The sequence below is a fragment of the Chromobacterium indicum genome, assembly GCF_039708975.1.
Classification (GTDB): Bacteria; Pseudomonadota; Gammaproteobacteria; order Burkholderiales; family Chromobacteriaceae; genus Chromobacterium; species Chromobacterium piscinae.
Genome location: NZ_JAYFSJ010000003.1, coordinates 107,152 through 122,213 on the forward strand (window position 1 = coordinate 107,152; position 15,062 = coordinate 122,213).

Consider the following 15,062-nt stretch of genomic DNA (forward strand, 5'->3'; position numbering starts at 1 on the left):
CCGGCCATGCCACATCGTTTGAAGTTGGTCCACAAGCTGGTGCTGCTCACCGCGCCGCTGGCCCTGTTGCTGCTGGCGGGCGCAGCCGCCTACACCCTGGATAGGCGGCATGCCGCGGACCAGTTGCAACAGGACGTGAAGCTGGCGGACAACGCGGCGCTGATCGGCGGATTGATCCATGCGCTGCAAAGCGAGCGCGGCCTCAGCAACGGCTATCTGAACGCCTCCGCGCCGATGCCGGACACGCTGCGCCAGCGCCGCGCGGAAGCCTCCGCGCTGCTGGACCAGCTGCGGCGGCAGCCGGGCGATGGTCTGAAGCCCCGGCTGCGCGCCTTCATCGACAGCAATGCGCCGGCCGCGGACCAGCTTGAGCGCCTGCGGGCAAGCGTCAATATCCACCGCATCGCGCCACTGGAGATGTTCGCCGCTTATTCGGCGATGATAGAACAGCTGTCGGGCGTGGTCGCGCTGTTCGACGCGCAGAGCGAAGACATCCGGGCCAGCGTGCAGCAATGGTCGGCGCTGCAGTGCCAAAGCGAATACACCGGCCGGACCCGGGGACTGGTCAACGGCGTGCTGTCCTCGGGCCGGATGACGGTGGCCGACGTCCGCCGGGTCAGCGGCGTGACGTCGCAGGAAGCCCTGTGCGAGCAGCTGTATCTGCAGCATGGCGGCAATCCTTCCATGCTGGCCCAGGCCTTGCAGTCCACCCGCGACTTCGAAGCCATGCGCGACTCGCTGCTGGAGCGCGAACCCGGCGCGCTGGAGCCGCGGCTTAGTCCAGCCATCTGGTTCCAGGCGGCCAGCGCGCGGCTCGACGCCTTGTACAGCTTGCAACGGCAACTGTTGGGAGACATCCGCCAGCGCGCGTCCGATCAGGCCGAACGCGCCCGCCGCCAGGGCTGGCTGGCGCTGACCGGCCTGCTGGCCTTGCTGTTGCCGATCGGCGCGTCCATCCTGCTGGCCCGCGATGTCATCCGCACGCTGGGCGCGGAGCCGGACGACGTCGCGCAAGGCATGCGCGAGCTGGCCGACGGCAAGCTGGATTTCACACTGCCGCTGGCCAGGCGCGACACGCGCAGCCTGGCCGCCCACATCCGCAAGATGGGCGAGAAGCTGTCGGCCGTGATCCTGCAGGTGCGGGCCGACGCCGACGCAGTGGCCAACGCCTCGCTGCAGCTGAACAACGCATCGCAAAGCCTGGCCGCCAGCGCCAGCGACACCTCGGCCAGCATCGAGCAGACCTGCGTGACGGTGAACGACATCAGCCGCCAGATGTTCGACATGGCCGACCAGGCCAGCCATACCGGCGACATCGCCAACGAAGCCGCCAACCAGGCCGACGCCGGCAACCGCGTGGTCGGCGAGGCGATACAGGCGATGCGCCGCATCGCCCAGCGCACCGACATCATCGACGACATCGCCTACCAGACCAATCTGCTGGCTCTCAACGCCGCCATCGAGGCCGCGCGCGCCGGCGAGGTGGGAAAAGGCTTCGCCGTGGTGGCCGACGAAGTGCGCAAGCTGGCGATACGCAGCCAGGATGCCGCCAAGGAAATCGGCCAGGTGGCCGCCCGCAGCGTGCAACTGGCGGAAAGCGCCGGCGCCAGCCTGGACGCCATCGTCGCCTCCAGCCGCGAAACCCGGGAGTTGGTGGAAGGCATCTCCCGGGACGCATCGACCCAGGCCCGCCAGGTCGGCAACATCACCTCGGTGATGCAAGGCCTGAGCCATCTGTCCCAGGACAACGCCGCCACCAGCGAAGAGCTGTCGGCTGCCGCGCACGAAACGGCCCAGCGCGCCGACAGCCTGCGCCGGCAAATGGAGTATTTCCAGCAACCGACGCGGAACTGAACCCCGAACAGCCTCTTAACGATATGCCAGCCCTCCTCGCCGCGATGAAGCCGCTCCCGACCGACGATTCAATGAAACGCCGAACGCGCCCCGCCACCCCGGGCCGCCGGCGGCTGGCGGCCTTGCTATGCGCGGCATGGACAGCGACGGCGATGGCGGCGGGAGAGCCTGCGCTCATCCGCTATCCGGCCTTTCCACAGGGATCCGAGACCCGCTTCCAGCCCTACCTCGACTTGCTGCGCGAAGCCGTCGAGCACACCAACGCCAAATACGGCCCCGCCGCGCTCCAGCCCTCCTCCCGGATCATGAACGAGTCCCGCTACCTGCAGGAGTTGCAGCAGGGCAATCTCGACGTGATCTGGAGCTCCACCACTGAAGAGCGAGAGCGGCAGATGCTGGCCGTGCGCATCCCGCTGGACAAGGGCTTGCTCGGCTACCGGATCGCGCTGATCCCGGCCGACCGCCAGGCAGCCGTCGCCGACGTGCGCGACCTGGCAGGCCTGCGTCGGCTGCGCGTCGGCCAGGGGCTGGGCTGGGGAGACATCCCGCTCTACCGCTACAACGGCATCAAGGTGACCGAAGCCGGCTACGAACTGCTGTTCTCCATGCTGGACAAGAAGCGCTTCGACCTGTTTCCACGCGGCATCGGCGAGATTTTTTCCGAATTCGACAGCCGTTCGCCAAGCTACCCCGGCCTGGCCGTGGACAAGACCCTGCTGCTCTACTACCCGTGGCCATATTACTTTTTCTTCAACCGCGAACGCGGAGCCGAACTGGCGAAACGGGTGGAGGAAGGCATGCGCCTGATGCTGAAGGACGGCTCCTACGACCGATTTTTCCTGCAGCATTACGGCGCGGCGATACGGCGCGCCGAGCTGGACAACCGGACGCTGATCCGGCTGGAAAATCCGATGCTGCCGAAAGACACCCCGCTGGACGACGCCAGGCTATGGTACCGGCCAGGCCGCTGACAACGAGGGTCCCGCCCCGGCCGCGGCAGCTTTGCCACCCCTCCCGCGCGGAGCCCGTCCCGCCCCTAGCAAACCCTTTTGCATCAAATGCTTAGAAAAACAAAACGCACACACCTGGCGAAATCGAACCCGAATGGTGATTTTGCTGCGCCGCAAAATCTTGCCAATCCTGGCGAAACCCGCTAAATTCGTCGGCTCTAGAAGCGCGCGGGTGTAGCTCAATGGTAGAGCAGAAGCTTCCCAAGCTTACGACGAGGGTTCGATTCCCTTCACCCGCTCCACAGGCTTCCCGCATCTCCCAGACAACTCCATGCATGGCCTCTCCGAGCGATCCCGATGAAATTGAACTCCGGCCGGCTGTGGCTAAGAATCGCGACCTACGGCACCCTGGCCGTGGTCCTGCTGCTGGTATTGATCCGAGCGCTGATCTACTGGCAATTCGACGAAGCCGCCGTGCGCGGCAGCCTGACCCATGCCCTGCAAGACACCGGGCGCAGCGTCCGCATCGACGGCCGCATCACGCCCCAGGTTTTCCCCTATCCCGGCATTGAAATAGAAAAACTCAGCATCAGCGAGCCCGGCAAGCCCGACGCTTTCGCTCGCGTGGAAATGCTGCGCGTGTCGCTGGCCTGGCTGCCGCTGCTGCTGGGCAACCGCGAAGTCAAGGCGCTGGATCTGTACGGCCCCAGCGCCGGCGTCAGCCGCGGCCTGGACGGACAACTGAACATCGCCGACCTGTTCCAGCGCCGCCGCCAGGACAGCTACATCCTCAAGCTGGACCGGCTGACCATGCGCGAAGGCACGCTGCTGCTGTCCGACCAGCTCACCCACACCGACAAACGCCTGGCCAGCATCAGCCTGGACGCCGACAACCTGCGCGGCACCGCCGACGTCAGCTTCGGCGCCATCCTGGACGACGACAAGCGTCCGGTGCGCCTGGCGCTGACCACCCCGCTGGCGATACAGGACGACCAAGTCAGCCTGCCCGAACTGGAGGCGGTGGCGATCAGCACCATTCCGGGCCTGGGCGAAACCAAATTGACCGTCGCCGGCCAGTACAAGCTCAACTTCGCGTCGCTGCAAGCCACCGGCAGCGACGTCACCGTCAGCTTCACCAGCGAGCGTCCCAGCAGCGAGGTCAAGCTGACCCTGCCGCAAATCAACGCCAGCCTGCGCGAACTGACCATGCCGTCCGGCACCCTCAGCGCCAAGCTCAGCTACGCCCGCAGCCAGTACCAGTTGCAGGCGGCGCTGGACAATCTGAAGCTGAGCGAGAGCGGCCTCTACGCCGACAAGCTGGACGGCGAGTTCAACTGGCTGGCCGGCTCCAGCAAGGTCAACGTCAAGCTGAACGCGCCGCTGTCGCTGGCCGGCATGAACCAGCTGCTGATGCAGCCGCTGAAGCTGACCAGCACCATCACCACGCCGGCACTGCCGCGCGGCCGCCTGGTGGCCAGCATGGAAGGCGCGCTGGACGGCGACATCGACGAGCCGCGCTTCAATCTGCGCGTCGCCGGCAAGCTGGACGGCTCCGACGTGTCGGCCACGCTGAGCCAGTACGGCCTGATCAAGCCGCGCCACGAAGCGATGCTGTCCATCGGCAAGCTGGACCTGAACCGCTACCTGCCCGAAACCCAGGGCGATCCGGTGGCCATCTTCCAGAACACCAACGAAATCCCGCTGGACTGGCTGGACTTCTTCGACCTGAACGGCAAGGTGGAAGTCGGCGAGTTGGCGATGGGCCGCTTCCGCATCAACCACATCACCAGCAATGTGCGCATCAACCCGCGCGCGCTGGAGCTGGACCAGATGTCCGCCGACATCTACGACGGCCGCCTGCAAGGCGACGCCTCGCTGAGCCGGCGCGACGTGCCGCACCTGCAAGTGAAGCAGACGCTGCAGGGCATGAAGATCCGCCCGTTGCTGGCGGACCTGTTCAACTTCAACCGCCTGGACGGCAAAGGCAACGGCAAGATCGACATCAACGCCGACGGCAAGTCCTTCGCCGAGCTGCGCAGCACGCTCAACGGCGACGCCTCCTTCAGCCTCAACAACGGCGCGCTGACCGGCATCGACCTGGTGGCCGCGCTGAAGAACCTGCCGGCCGAGCTGAAAGAATGGAACGGCGCCGCGCAAAACGACCAGAAGACCACCTTCTCCACGCTGTCCACCAGCTTCAAGCTGGACAGCGGCGTGGCGCGCAGCCAGGACCTGAAGCTGGCCTCGCAGCTGGTCAACGTCAACGGCGGCGGCAAGGTGGACCTGAAGCAGAGCATCGTCGACTACACGATGGACGTGCAGGCCAATCCACAGGAGTTCGTCCGGCTGAAAGGCGTCAACGTGCCGCTGAAGATCACCGGCCCGCTCAATGCGCCGGTGTACGCGCTGGACTTCAACGCGCTGGTCAAGGGCAAGAAGACCGAGGGCGAAAAGCAGCAAGCGCTGAAACAGCAATTGCAGAAGCAGATCACCACCATCCTGCCCTGAACCCCAGGCTCAAACAAAAAGCCCCGGCTTCCCGGGGCTTTTTGTTGCCGGCGCGTCCTGCGCGCCGCGCGAAATCAGGTCTTCTCTTAATCTGACCGAGCTCAATCGCCCTGCAGGATCCGGGACTCCGCCAGCGCCAGCTGTTCCGGCGTGCCCAGCAGCACCATCACGTCGTCCGGTGAGATTTCGAAACTATCGTCGAAATCGGTGCGGCGCACGCGGTTGCGACGGATCGCCTTCAGCTCCACGCCCAGGCCGGCCAGGCCCAGCGCGCCCAGCGGCTGGCCGATGGCCGCCGCGCCGCCGCACACCTGCACGCTCAGCAAACGGGGCACCAGCGACTCTTCCAGGCTCTCCGTCTCGTCGCTGCTGCCGCGGAAAAAGCCGCGGAACAGGTCGTAGCGCTCCTCCCGCACCGCGCGGATGCGCCGCAGCACGCGGCTGGGCGGCACGCCCGCCTCCAGCAGCGCCTGCGAGGCCAGCATCAGGCTGCCCTCCATCACCTCGGCCACCACCTCGTCGGCGCCGGCCTGGCGCAACACGTCCAGCTCGCTCTCGTCTATCGTGCGCACGATCACCGGCAATTCCGGCCGCACTTCCCGCACCGTGTGCAAAATGCGCAGCGCGGCGTGGGTGTCGGCGAAGGTCACCACCACCACCTTGGCCCGCATCAGGCCGGCGGCAAGCAGCACCTCCTTCTTGCCGGCGTCGCCGAACACCACCTGGTCGCCAGCCTCACCCGCCTCGCGCACCCGCTCCGGATCCATGTCCAGCGCAAAGGTATTGATCTTCTCGGTTTCCAGCAGCCGGGCCAAAGCCTGGCCGCTACGGCCGTAGCCGCAGATCAGCACGTGCTCGTCCTTGCTCATGCCAGCCACCAGCATCTGGTGCAGATCCAGCGACTGCAGCATCCAGTCCTGCTTGATCAACCTGCGGGTGATGCGCTCGCCGTGCATGATCAGGAAAGGCGCCACCAGCATCGAGATCAGGATGGCGGCTATGGCCGCCTGGGCCATGGGCGCGGCCACCAGATTCAGGCTCAGCGCCAGCGACAACAACACGAAGCCGAACTCACCGCCCTGCGCCAGCGCCAGCGCCGCACGCATCGCATCATTGGAACGATGGCCGAATAGCCGGCCCAGACCGAACACCACCGCCAGCTTCAGCGGCAGCAACAATACCAGCAACAGCAGCACATCGCCGAAGCGGCCGAACAGCACCGACAATTCCAGCTTCATGCCCACGGTGATGAAGAAGAAGCCCAGCAGGATGTCGCGGAAGGGCTTGATGTCCTCTTCCACCTGGTAGCGGTACTCGGTTTCCGAGATCAGCATGCCGGCGACGAAAGCCCCCAGCGCCAGACTGAGGCCAGAGAGCTCGGTCATCCAGGCGATGCCCAGCGTCACCAGCAGCACGTTGATCATGAACAGCTCGCCGGAACGCTGGCGCGCCACCAGGTGGAACCACGGCCGCACCAGGCGCTGGCCGAAAAACAGCAGCAGCGCCAGCACCACCAGCACCTTGCCGCCGGCCTTGGCCAGGTCCAGCCACAGCGTATCGCTGCCGCCGGCGAAGGCCGGCAGCATGATCAGCAGCGGCACCACGGCGATGTCCTGGAACAGCAGCACGCCTATCGCCAGTTGGCCGTGCGGCTGGTTCAGCTCCAGTCTTTCCGCCAGCAGCTTGCTGACGATGGCGGTGGACGACATCGCCAAGGCGCCGCCGACGGCGAAACCAGTCAGCGGGCTACCGGTCAGATAAGCGATGGCCATCGCCACCAGCAGCATGGTGAGCGCCACCTGGGCGAAGCCCACGCCGAACACCAGTTGCCGCATCGCCCTCAGCCTGGGCAGGGAAAACTCCAGGCCGATGCTGAACATCATGAACACGATGCCGATTTCGCCGAGAAAGGCGGTTTCCTTGCCCTGCGGGATCAGGTTCATCACCCCTGGACCGGTCAGGAAGCCCACCACCAGATAGCCGAGCATGGCCGGCACCTTCAGGCTTCGGCACAAGGTGACCACCAGCACGGCGGCCAACAGGACAAGGACGATGGGGGCCATGGAATGCATCGGCGATCGGGGCTCCAGGATACGATTGGCAACGGAAAACACGACCGCCAAGCAAAACTTGCACCAGCACCCGCGTCAATCGATTATAACCTTTGATATACTTTTGCCTTATGGAAAAAAATCACACCAGCCGGCTGGAAGCGGCGCGCGAAGTGCTGCATGAAGAAGCGGCCGCGCTGAACACTCTGGCCGAACGCCTGAACGGCGACTTCCTGGAGGCTGTGGAGATCATCCTGTCCTGCGAGGGCCGCGTGATCGTCACCGGCATGGGCAAGTCCGGCCACGTGGGGCGCAAGATCGCCGCCACGCTGGCCAGCACCGGAACGCCGGCCTTCTTCGTGCATCCGGCCGAGGCCGCCCACGGCGACCTGGGCATGATCACCGGGGACGACGTGGTGATCGCGCTGTCCAACTCCGGCGAATCAGCCGAAGTGGTGTCGCTGCTGCCGGCGCTGAAGCTGAAGGGCGGCAAGCTGATCGCGGTGACCGGCCGGTCCGAGTCCACGCTGTCCCAGGCCGCGGACATCCTGCTGCACACGCATGTCGAGCGCGAAGCGTGTCCGCTGAACCTGGCCCCGACCACCAGCACCACCGCGCAGATGGCGCTGGGCGACGCGCTGGCCGTCACGCTGATGGAGGCGCGCGGCTTCGGCCAGAGCGATTTCGCGCTGTCCCACCCGGGCGGCAGCCTGGGCCGACGCCTGCTGGTGCACGTGAAGGACCTGATGCACGCCGGCGGCGATCTGCCGCGGGTGGCGCCGGGCACGCTGCTGAAGGACGCGCTGCTGGAAATGTCGCAGAAGCGGCTGGGCATGGTCACGGTCAGCGAAGCCGACGGCACGCTCCACGGCATCTACACCGACGGCGACCTGCGCCGCACGCTGGAAAAGGGCGTGGACGTCTACCGCCTGAAGATAGATGAGGTGATGGGCCGCAAGCCGCGGTCCATCCAGCCGGACAAGCTGGCGGCGGAAGCCGGCTTCCTGATGAAACAACACCAGATCACCAGCCTGGTGGTCGTCGACGCCCAGGGCAAGCTGGCCGGCGTGCTGCACATGCACGACCTGCTGCGCGCCGGCGTGTTTTAAAACCAGCCGGCCAGTCCCAGCGACTGGCGGCGGCAAGGATCAAGCAATGCGTATGATTTCCGAGCAGGCCCGCAAGGTGAAACTGCTGATCATGGATGTGGACGGCGTGATGACCGACGGCCGCATCTACTACGACGCCCGCGGCGAAGAGAGCAAGTCGTTCTACGTGCAGGACGGCCTCGGCCTGCGCCTGCTGCAAGGCACAGGCGTGCAGCTGGCCATCATTTCCGGCCGCGCCGACCGCTGCGTCGAGCACCGCGCCCAGGCGCTGAAGATCGACCACTACTATGGCGGCGTCCACGACAAGAAAGTCGCGCTGGCCGAGCTGCTGGACAAGACCGGCCTGTCCGCCGAGCAATGCGCGTTCATCGGCGACGACCTGATCGACCTGCCCATCCTGACCCGGGTCGGCCTGGCGGTCGCGGTGCCCGAGGCTCCGCCGCAGGTGCGTCAGCATTGCCACTACGTGACCGGCAATTCCGGCGGCCACGGCGCGGTGCGCGAGCTGGCCGAGCTGATCATGCAGGCCCAGGGCACGTTCGAAGGCGTGCTCGCCCGGTATCTGGCATGATCAAGCTGCTGCGCTCCCATCGCCTGTTCCCGGTGCTGCTGGTCGGACTGACCGCGCTGCTGACGATATGGCTGGACCAGATTTCGCGCTGGGACAGCCACCGCCGCGAACTCGACCCGGACAAGCCCGAGTACGTGGCGGAAAACATGATCGCCACCCGCTACGACAAGCAAGGCAAGCTGATGGACCGGCTGATCGCCACCCGCATGTGGCAGTACCCTGGCAAGCCCGACGCCTATTTCGAGAACCCCGACCTGTACCAGTACCAGCAGGGCGTGCTGCAATACCATGTGACCGGCGAAACCGGCCGCTACAACAACAAGAGCCAGCAGGCCTACTTCGACAAGAAAGTCGTTTTGATCAAACCCGCAGACAGCAAGCAGCCCGAAACCCGGCTGGTCAGCAGCGCGATGTTCGTCGATACCGGCAAGCGCTTCGCCAGCTCCAAGGCGCCGTCGGTGATCTACCAAGGCAACTCGGTCGCCAACTCCATCGGCTTCAGCTATCTGGAGTCGCAGGGCCTGCTCAATCTGTATTCCAAGACCAAGATCGTCTATGCCAAATAACTCCCGCATCCTGCTGGCCGGCCTGCTGCTGTCCGCCTCCGCGCTGGCTCACGCCGAACAGGCAGACAAAACCAAGCCCATCGAGATCACCAGCGACAACGGCTGCACCATGGAGCAGACCAAGGGCGTCTCCACCTGCACCGGCAACGTGGTGGTGATCCAGGGCACGCTGCGCCTGAACGCCGACAAGGTGGTCGCCACCCAGGACCCGCAAGGCAACCAGACGCTGCAGGCCACCGGCCGCATCGTCACCTTCCGCCAGAAGCTGGACAACAACAGCGGCTGGATCGAAGGCCAGTCCAGCAAGCTGGACTACGACAGCGCCAAGCACTTCGCGGTGCTGACCGGCAACGCCCGCGTCAAGCGCAACGGCGACCTCGTGATCGGCAACGTGATCACCTACGACACCCAGAGCGAGGTCTACCAGGTGATGGGCGGCGGCGCCAACGCCGGCAAGGGCGGGCGCACCACCGTGATCCTGCAGCCGAAGAACACCGCGTCGCAACCGGCGGCCGCCAAGCCCGCCGCCGGAGCCGCCGCGCAATGAAGCACAGCACCCTCACCGTCACCAATCTGAAAAAGCGCTTCAAGAAGCGCACCGTGGTCAAGGACGTGTCGCTCAGCATCGAGAGCGGCGAAGTCGTCGGCCTGCTCGGCCCCAACGGCGCCGGCAAGACCACCAGCTTCTACATGATCGTCGGCCTGATCGGCGCCGACGACGGCGACATCCGCCTGGACGACGCGTCCATCACCCACTACCCGATCCATCAACGCGCCCAGCTCGGCCTCGGCTACCTGCCGCAGGAGGCCTCCATCTTCCGTCGCATGACGGTGGAAGAGAACATCGCCGCCATCCTGGAAATCTCCGGCCTCAAGGGCAAGGAACTGGAAAAAGAGCTGGACCTGCTACTGGACGACCTCAACATCGGCCATCTGCGCGACAGCAACGCGCTGTCGCTGTCCGGCGGCGAGCGCCGCCGGGTGGAGATCGCCCGCGTGCTGGCCACCCGTCCCCGCTTCATCCTGCTGGACGAGCCTTTCGCCGGCGTGGACCCGATCGCGGTGATCGACATCCAGAAGATCATCTCCTTCCTGAAGGAACGCGGCATCGGCGTGCTGATCACCGACCACAACGTGCGCGAGACGCTGCGCATCTGCGACCGCGCCTACATCATCAGCGACGGCTCGGTCCTGGCCTCCGGCGAGCCGGAAGAACTAGTCAACAACGAGAGAGTGCGCGAGGTCTACCTCGGCGAGCACTTCCATCTGTAAACGATGAAACAGGCCCTTCAGCTCAAGGTATCCCAGCAACTGACGCTGACGCCGCAGCTGCAGCAATCGATCAAGCTGCTGCAACTGTCCACGCTGGACCTGCAAACGGAGGTGGAGCGCTTCCTGCTGGACAATCCGCTGCTGGAACGCGGCGACGAGCCCCGCGACGGCGAAGCCGCTCCCGACAGCTCGGAACAGCAGGAAAGCCCGGCCCAGGACGCCGACAGCCGCGACGACGGCGCCGGCGAACTGCTGGACTGGGGAGCCGGCAGCCGCAAGGGAGACGACAATGACTTCGACCCCATGCTCAACGTGCCCTGCCCGGTCAGCCTGCGCGAGCACCTGCTGACGCAGCTGGGCGAGATCGCCCTCTCCGACCGCGACCGCGCGGTGATGCGCCTGCTGATCGAGGAGCTGGACGACGACGGCTACCTGCCGCTGGAGCTGGACGAGCTGGCCGGCAACCTGCCGCTGGAACTGGAGCTGGAAGTCGACGAGCTGGCGGTGGGCCTCAGGCTGCTGCAGCAGTTCGACCCCGCAGGCGTGGGCGCGCGCTCGCTGGCCGAGTCGCTGACGCTGCAGCTGCAGCGCCTGCAGGGCGGCGAGCCTGAGTACGCGCTGGCGCTGGCCATCGTCCGCGAGCACCTGGCCCTGCTGGGCGGCCGCGACTACGCCCGGCTGAAAAAGCTGCTGCGCTGCGACGACGCGGCGCTGCGCGGCGCGCAGGCGCTGATCGCCCGCCTCAACCCGCACCCGGCCACCGGCTTCGGCCACGGCGACATCCATTACGTGATTCCCGACATCAGCGTGCGCAAGCTGCGCGGCCGCTGGGCGGCCGAGCTCAACCGCGCGGCGATGCCCCGCCTGCGCGTCAATCGGCTATACGAGCGCATGCTGGCCGACCAGCGCGCCGGAGGCGAAATGTCCGGCCGTTTGCAGGAGGCGCGCTGGCTGGTCAAGAACATCCAGCAACGGTTTGACACCATACTCAAAGTGGCGGAAGCTATCGTTGAGCGCCAGCAATCGTTCTTTGAGCACGGCGAAGTGGCGATGCGCCCGCTGATCCTGCGGGACATCGCGGAAGAACTGGGCCTGCACGAATCCACCGTTTCCCGATCCACCAGCCAGAAATATCTGCTTTGTTCGCGGGGCTTGTTCGAACTCAAGTATTTCTTCGGCAGTTCGCTGGAAACTGAAAGCGGCGGAGAGTGCTCCGCCACGGCGATCAAGGCCCACATCCGCGGCATGATAGACGCCGAGGACCGCGCGAAGCCGCTGTCCGACAGCGCCATCGCCGACGCGCTGGACAAGCAGGGAATACAGGTTGCCAGACGCACCGTAGCCAAGTATCGTGAAGCCATGCAGATTCCGGCGGTGAATCTGCGCAAGGCACTGTAGGCGCCTCAAGCATACAATGCCGCCCGGCAACCCGACCGGGTGGTCAACACCAGAAGGAGCTAGGGTATGAACCTCAAAGTAACTGGCCTGCACCTGGAAGTCACCCCGTCGCTGCGCGAATACATCGAGAACAAGCTCGAGCGCATTACCCGCCATGTCGACCACGTGATCGATATCTCCGTCACCCTATCGGTGGACAAGCTGGTCCAGAAGGCTGAAGTCAATGTGCACCTGTCCGGCAAGGACATCCACATCGAAGCTTCCGAGGCCGACCTCTACGCCGCCATCGACGTCCTGATGGACAAGCTGGACCGCCAAGTCCTGAAGTACAAGGAAAAGCTGACCGAGCACCGCGCGGTGGGCTCGGGCGAAGCGTCTCAGACCCAGGCCTCGCTGTAAGGCCTGACTGAAGACAACGGGAGCCTGACGGTTCCCGTTTTTCTTTGCGCTTGCCGGTTTTCAGTACTATCAAGGCAACGTAGAATTCACAGTTTCACCCCAAGAGCCGCATGCATACTCCAACATGACTCTCATCGGCAAGATCCTGACCCCGGACCATATCCTGCTGGATCTGGACGTCGCCAGCAAGAAGCGGGTGTTCGAACAAGTGGGGCTGCTCGTGGAAAACACCCGCGGCATCGCCCGCAGCGAGGTTTTCGACAGCCTGTTCAGCCGTGAAAAACTGGGCTCCACCGGACTCGGCCAGGGCGTGGCCATTCCCCACGGCCGCGCGCGCGGCCTCAAGGAAGCCACCGGCGTGTTCATCCGCCTGAAGGCGCCCATTCCCTTCGACGCGCCGGACGGCAAGCCGGTGCAATGCCTGTTCGTGCTGCTGGTCCCCGAGCACGCCACCGACCTGCACCTGCAGGTGCTGTCGGAGCTGGCGCAGCTGTTCTCCAGCCGCCAGATGCGCGAGCAGATGCTGGGCACCGGCGCGCGCGACGAACTGTACAAGCTGCTTTGCGAATGGACGCCCCATGCCTAGCATCACCGTGCGCCGGCTGTATCAGGAAAACCAGCAGAAGCTGAATCTGACTTGGGTCGCCGGCACCGGCGGCTCCGACAACGTGATCGGCAACGACGACCAGCGCCCGACGCTGGCCCTGGTCGGCCACCTGAACTTCATCCACCCCAACCGGGTGCAGGTACTGGGCCTCGCCGAGGTCGACTACCTTAACAAGCTGGAGCAGTCGGCGGCCAAGACCGCACTGGACCAGCTGTTCCACAAGAGCATGTCGGTGGTGATGGTCACCAACAACCAGCCGGTGCCCCGGCTGCTGCGCGACTACTGCCACAGCCACAACGTGCCCCTGATGTGCAGCACGCTGGAAAGCCCGTACCTGATGGACGTGCTGCGGATCTACCTGGCCCGCGCGCTGGCGGTGTCCACCGTGCTGCACGGCGTGTTCCTCGACGTATTCGAGATCGGCGTGCTGATCATGGGCGATTCCGCGATGGGCAAGAGCGAGCTGGCGCTGGAGTTGATCTCCCGCGGCCACGGCATGGTGGCCGACGACGCCGTCGAGCTGTACCGCATCGGCCCGGACACGCTGGAAGGCCGCTGCCCGCCGCTGCTGCGCGACTTTCTGGAAGTGCGCGGCCTCGGCATCCTCAACATCCGCACCATCTTCGGCGAGACCGCGGTCCGCCCCAAGAAGGTGCTGAAACTGATCATCCATCTGGTCAAGGCCAACGACCAGGCGATGCAGGCGCTGGACCGGCTCAACATCCAGTCCGAAACCCAGGACATCATCGGCGTCACCGTGCGCAAGGTGGTGCTGCCCGTGGCCGCCGGCCGCAACCTGGCGGTGCTGGTGGAGGCCGCCGTGCGCAACTACATCCTGCAGCTGCGCGGCATCGACAGCACCCGCGAATTCATCGAACGCCACACCAATTTCTTGCGAGACCAGGAAAATGCGCCTGATATTGATTAGCGGCCTGTCCGGTTCCGGCAAGTCGGTGGCGCTGCGCGCGCTGGAGGATTCCGGTTTCTACTGCGTGGACAATCTGCCGGCCACCATGCTGCCGGAAGCGATGGCGATGTACGCCGACTTCGGCTACAAGGACATCGCCATCAGCGTGGACACCCGCTCCGGCCCCACGCTGGGCGCGCTGCCCAAGGTGGTGGAATCCCTGAAGTCCCAGGGCATCGATGTGCGCCTGCTGTTCCTAGAAGCCAAGCCGGAAACGCTGGTCAAGCGCTTCTCCGAAACCCGCCGCCGCCACCCGCTGTCCGACACCGGCATCACGGTGGAGGAAAGCATATTGCTGGAACAGGAGATGCTGGCCGAGGTGCTGGAGCTGGGCACCCGCATCGACACCAGCGAACTGTCCGCCAACGCCCTCAGAAGCTGGGTGCGCGAACTGGTCGACGCTGACAGCAGCCAGCTGACGCTGATCTTCGAATCGTTCGGCTTCAAGCATGGCGTGCCGCAGGACGCCGATTTCGTCTTTGACGCCCGCTGCCTGCCCAATCCCTATTACGATCCGCAGCTGCGCCCGTTCACCGGCCGCGACCAACCCATCATCGACTTCTTCGCCGGCCACCAGGAAGTGGCCGAGATGATAGCCGACATCCAGGCGATGATCGCCAAGTGGCTGCCCTGCTACGGCAAGGAAAACCGCAGCTACCTGACGGTGGCCGTCGGCTGCACCGGCGGCCAGCACCGCTCGGTGTACATCATCGAGAATCTGGCGCGCGCCTTCCCCGACCGCCAGGTATTGGTCCGCCACCGCCAGCTGTACCGCGAACACTGACCATCGGCAGGGCCCGCCGCCCTGCC

14 protein-coding genes and 1 tRNA gene are annotated in these 15,062 nt (G+C 65.4%); 14 read left to right on the forward strand and 1 reads right to left on the reverse strand.

Features of this window, described 5'->3' with window-relative positions; genetic code table 11:
* Positions 1–6 precede the first annotated feature (6 nt).
* The 4 genes from VA599_RS05265 (at position 7) to VA599_RS05280 (ending at position 5,312) form a co-directional block, all read left to right on the forward strand.
* Positions 7–1,854, forward strand: coding sequence for a methyl-accepting chemotaxis protein (locus tag VA599_RS05265; protein WP_081666008.1), 1,848 nt, complete (start codon positions 7–9; stop codon positions 1,852–1,854).
* Between the two features lie 71 nt (positions 1,855–1,925).
* The gene (locus tag VA599_RS05270; RefSeq protein WP_346787872.1) at positions 1,926–2,825 is read left to right on the forward strand and encodes an amino acid ABC transporter substrate-binding protein; all 900 of its coding nucleotides are present in this window, start codon (positions 1,926–1,928) and stop codon (positions 2,823–2,825) included.
* Positions 2,826–3,032: 207 nt separating this feature from the next.
* Positions 3,033–3,106, forward strand: a tRNA-Gly gene (locus tag VA599_RS05275).
* A gap of 55 nt (positions 3,107–3,161) precedes the next feature.
* Complete coding sequence (locus VA599_RS05280; protein ID WP_021476565.1) at positions 3,162–5,312, forward strand: AsmA family protein; 2,151 nt, start codon at positions 3,162–3,164, stop codon at positions 5,310–5,312.
* A gap of 101 nt (positions 5,313–5,413) precedes the next feature.
* Here VA599_RS05280 and VA599_RS05285 read toward each other — a convergent pair whose 3' ends face one another.
* Entirely contained in the window at positions 5,414–7,384 is a 1,971-nt protein-coding gene (locus tag VA599_RS05285) for a cation:proton antiporter (protein ID WP_021476566.1), read from the reverse strand.
* Positions 7,385–7,494: 110 nt separating this feature from the next.
* Between VA599_RS05285 and VA599_RS05290 the strand changes: the two genes are divergently transcribed.
* The 10 genes from VA599_RS05290 (at position 7,495) to rapZ (ending at position 15,036) form a co-directional block, all read left to right on the forward strand.
* Positions 7,495–8,472, forward strand: a complete 978-nt coding sequence (locus VA599_RS05290; RefSeq protein WP_346787873.1) for a KpsF/GutQ family sugar-phosphate isomerase — start codon at positions 7,495–7,497, stop codon at positions 8,470–8,472.
* Positions 8,473–8,518: 46 nt separating this feature from the next.
* Positions 8,519–9,043, forward strand: coding sequence for a KdsC family phosphatase (locus tag VA599_RS05295; RefSeq protein ID WP_021476568.1), 525 nt, complete (start codon positions 8,519–8,521; stop codon positions 9,041–9,043).
* On the forward strand, positions 9,040–9,609 hold the full coding sequence (gene lptC / locus VA599_RS05300; protein WP_021476569.1) for an LPS export ABC transporter periplasmic protein LptC: 570 nt from the start codon (positions 9,040–9,042) through the stop codon (positions 9,607–9,609). Before VA599_RS05295 ends, lptC begins: the two co-directional genes overlap by 4 nt.
* Complete coding sequence (lptA, locus tag VA599_RS05305) at positions 9,599–10,156, forward strand: lipopolysaccharide transport periplasmic protein LptA (RefSeq protein ID WP_021476570.1); 558 nt, start codon at positions 9,599–9,601, stop codon at positions 10,154–10,156. Before lptC ends, lptA begins: the two co-directional genes overlap by 11 nt.
* Positions 10,153–10,881, forward strand: coding sequence for an LPS export ABC transporter ATP-binding protein (gene lptB / locus VA599_RS05310; protein ID WP_021476571.1), 729 nt, complete (start codon positions 10,153–10,155; stop codon positions 10,879–10,881). The genes lptA and lptB overlap by 4 nt, the downstream gene beginning before the upstream one ends.
* A gap of 3 nt (positions 10,882–10,884) precedes the next feature.
* Positions 10,885–12,279, forward strand: a complete 1,395-nt coding sequence (locus VA599_RS05315) for an RNA polymerase factor sigma-54 (protein ID WP_346787874.1) — start codon at positions 10,885–10,887, stop codon at positions 12,277–12,279.
* Between the two features lie 66 nt (positions 12,280–12,345).
* The gene (gene hpf / locus VA599_RS05320) at positions 12,346–12,678 is read left to right on the forward strand and encodes a ribosome hibernation-promoting factor, HPF/YfiA family (protein ID WP_021476573.1); all 333 of its coding nucleotides are present in this window, start codon (positions 12,346–12,348) and stop codon (positions 12,676–12,678) included.
* Positions 12,679–12,802: 124 nt separating this feature from the next.
* Positions 12,803–13,264 (forward strand): PTS IIA-like nitrogen regulatory protein PtsN, encoded by a 462-nt coding sequence (gene ptsN / locus VA599_RS05325; RefSeq protein WP_021476574.1) that lies wholly within the window; start codon positions 12,803–12,805, stop codon positions 13,262–13,264.
* Positions 13,257–14,213: an HPr(Ser) kinase/phosphatase gene (hprK, locus tag VA599_RS05330; RefSeq protein WP_021476575.1), complete on the forward strand. Its 957-nt coding sequence runs from the start codon at positions 13,257–13,259 to the stop codon at positions 14,211–14,213. Before ptsN ends, hprK begins: the two co-directional genes overlap by 8 nt.
* Positions 14,194–15,036, forward strand: a complete 843-nt coding sequence (rapZ, locus tag VA599_RS05335; protein WP_031296203.1) for an RNase adapter RapZ — start codon at positions 14,194–14,196, stop codon at positions 15,034–15,036. Before hprK ends, rapZ begins: the two co-directional genes overlap by 20 nt.
* Positions 15,037–15,062 lie beyond the last annotated feature (26 nt).

Bases quoted from the DNA above. Each gene is read 5' to 3' on its own strand.
- VA599_RS05265 (WP_081666008.1), top strand. From the start codon at position 7: ATGCCACATCGTTTGAAGTTGGTCCACAAGCTGGTGCTGCTCACCGCG.
- VA599_RS05270 (WP_346787872.1), top strand. From the start codon at position 1,926: ATGAAACGCCGAACGCGCCCCGCCACCCCGGGCCGCCGGCGGCTGGCG.
- VA599_RS05280 (WP_021476565.1), top strand. From the start codon at position 3,162: ATGAAATTGAACTCCGGCCGGCTGTGGCTAAGAATCGCGACCTACGGC.
- VA599_RS05285 (WP_021476566.1), bottom strand. From the start codon at position 7,384: ATGCATTCCATGGCCCCCATCGTCCTTGTCCTGTTGGCCGCCGTGCTG.
- VA599_RS05290 (WP_346787873.1), top strand. From the start codon at position 7,495: ATGGAAAAAAATCACACCAGCCGGCTGGAAGCGGCGCGCGAAGTGCTG.
- VA599_RS05295 (WP_021476568.1), top strand. From the start codon at position 8,519: ATGCGTATGATTTCCGAGCAGGCCCGCAAGGTGAAACTGCTGATCATG.
- lptC (WP_021476569.1), top strand. From the start codon at position 9,040: ATGATCAAGCTGCTGCGCTCCCATCGCCTGTTCCCGGTGCTGCTGGTC.
- lptA (WP_021476570.1), top strand. From the start codon at position 9,599: ATGCCAAATAACTCCCGCATCCTGCTGGCCGGCCTGCTGCTGTCCGCC.
- lptB (WP_021476571.1), top strand. From the start codon at position 10,153: ATGAAGCACAGCACCCTCACCGTCACCAATCTGAAAAAGCGCTTCAAG.
- VA599_RS05315 (WP_346787874.1), top strand. From the start codon at position 10,885: ATGAAACAGGCCCTTCAGCTCAAGGTATCCCAGCAACTGACGCTGACG.
- hpf (WP_021476573.1), top strand. From the start codon at position 12,346: ATGAACCTCAAAGTAACTGGCCTGCACCTGGAAGTCACCCCGTCGCTG.
- ptsN (WP_021476574.1), top strand. From the start codon at position 12,803: ATGACTCTCATCGGCAAGATCCTGACCCCGGACCATATCCTGCTGGAT.
- hprK (WP_021476575.1), top strand. From the start codon at position 13,257: ATGCCTAGCATCACCGTGCGCCGGCTGTATCAGGAAAACCAGCAGAAG.
- rapZ (WP_031296203.1), top strand. From the start codon at position 14,194: ATGCGCCTGATATTGATTAGCGGCCTGTCCGGTTCCGGCAAGTCGGTG.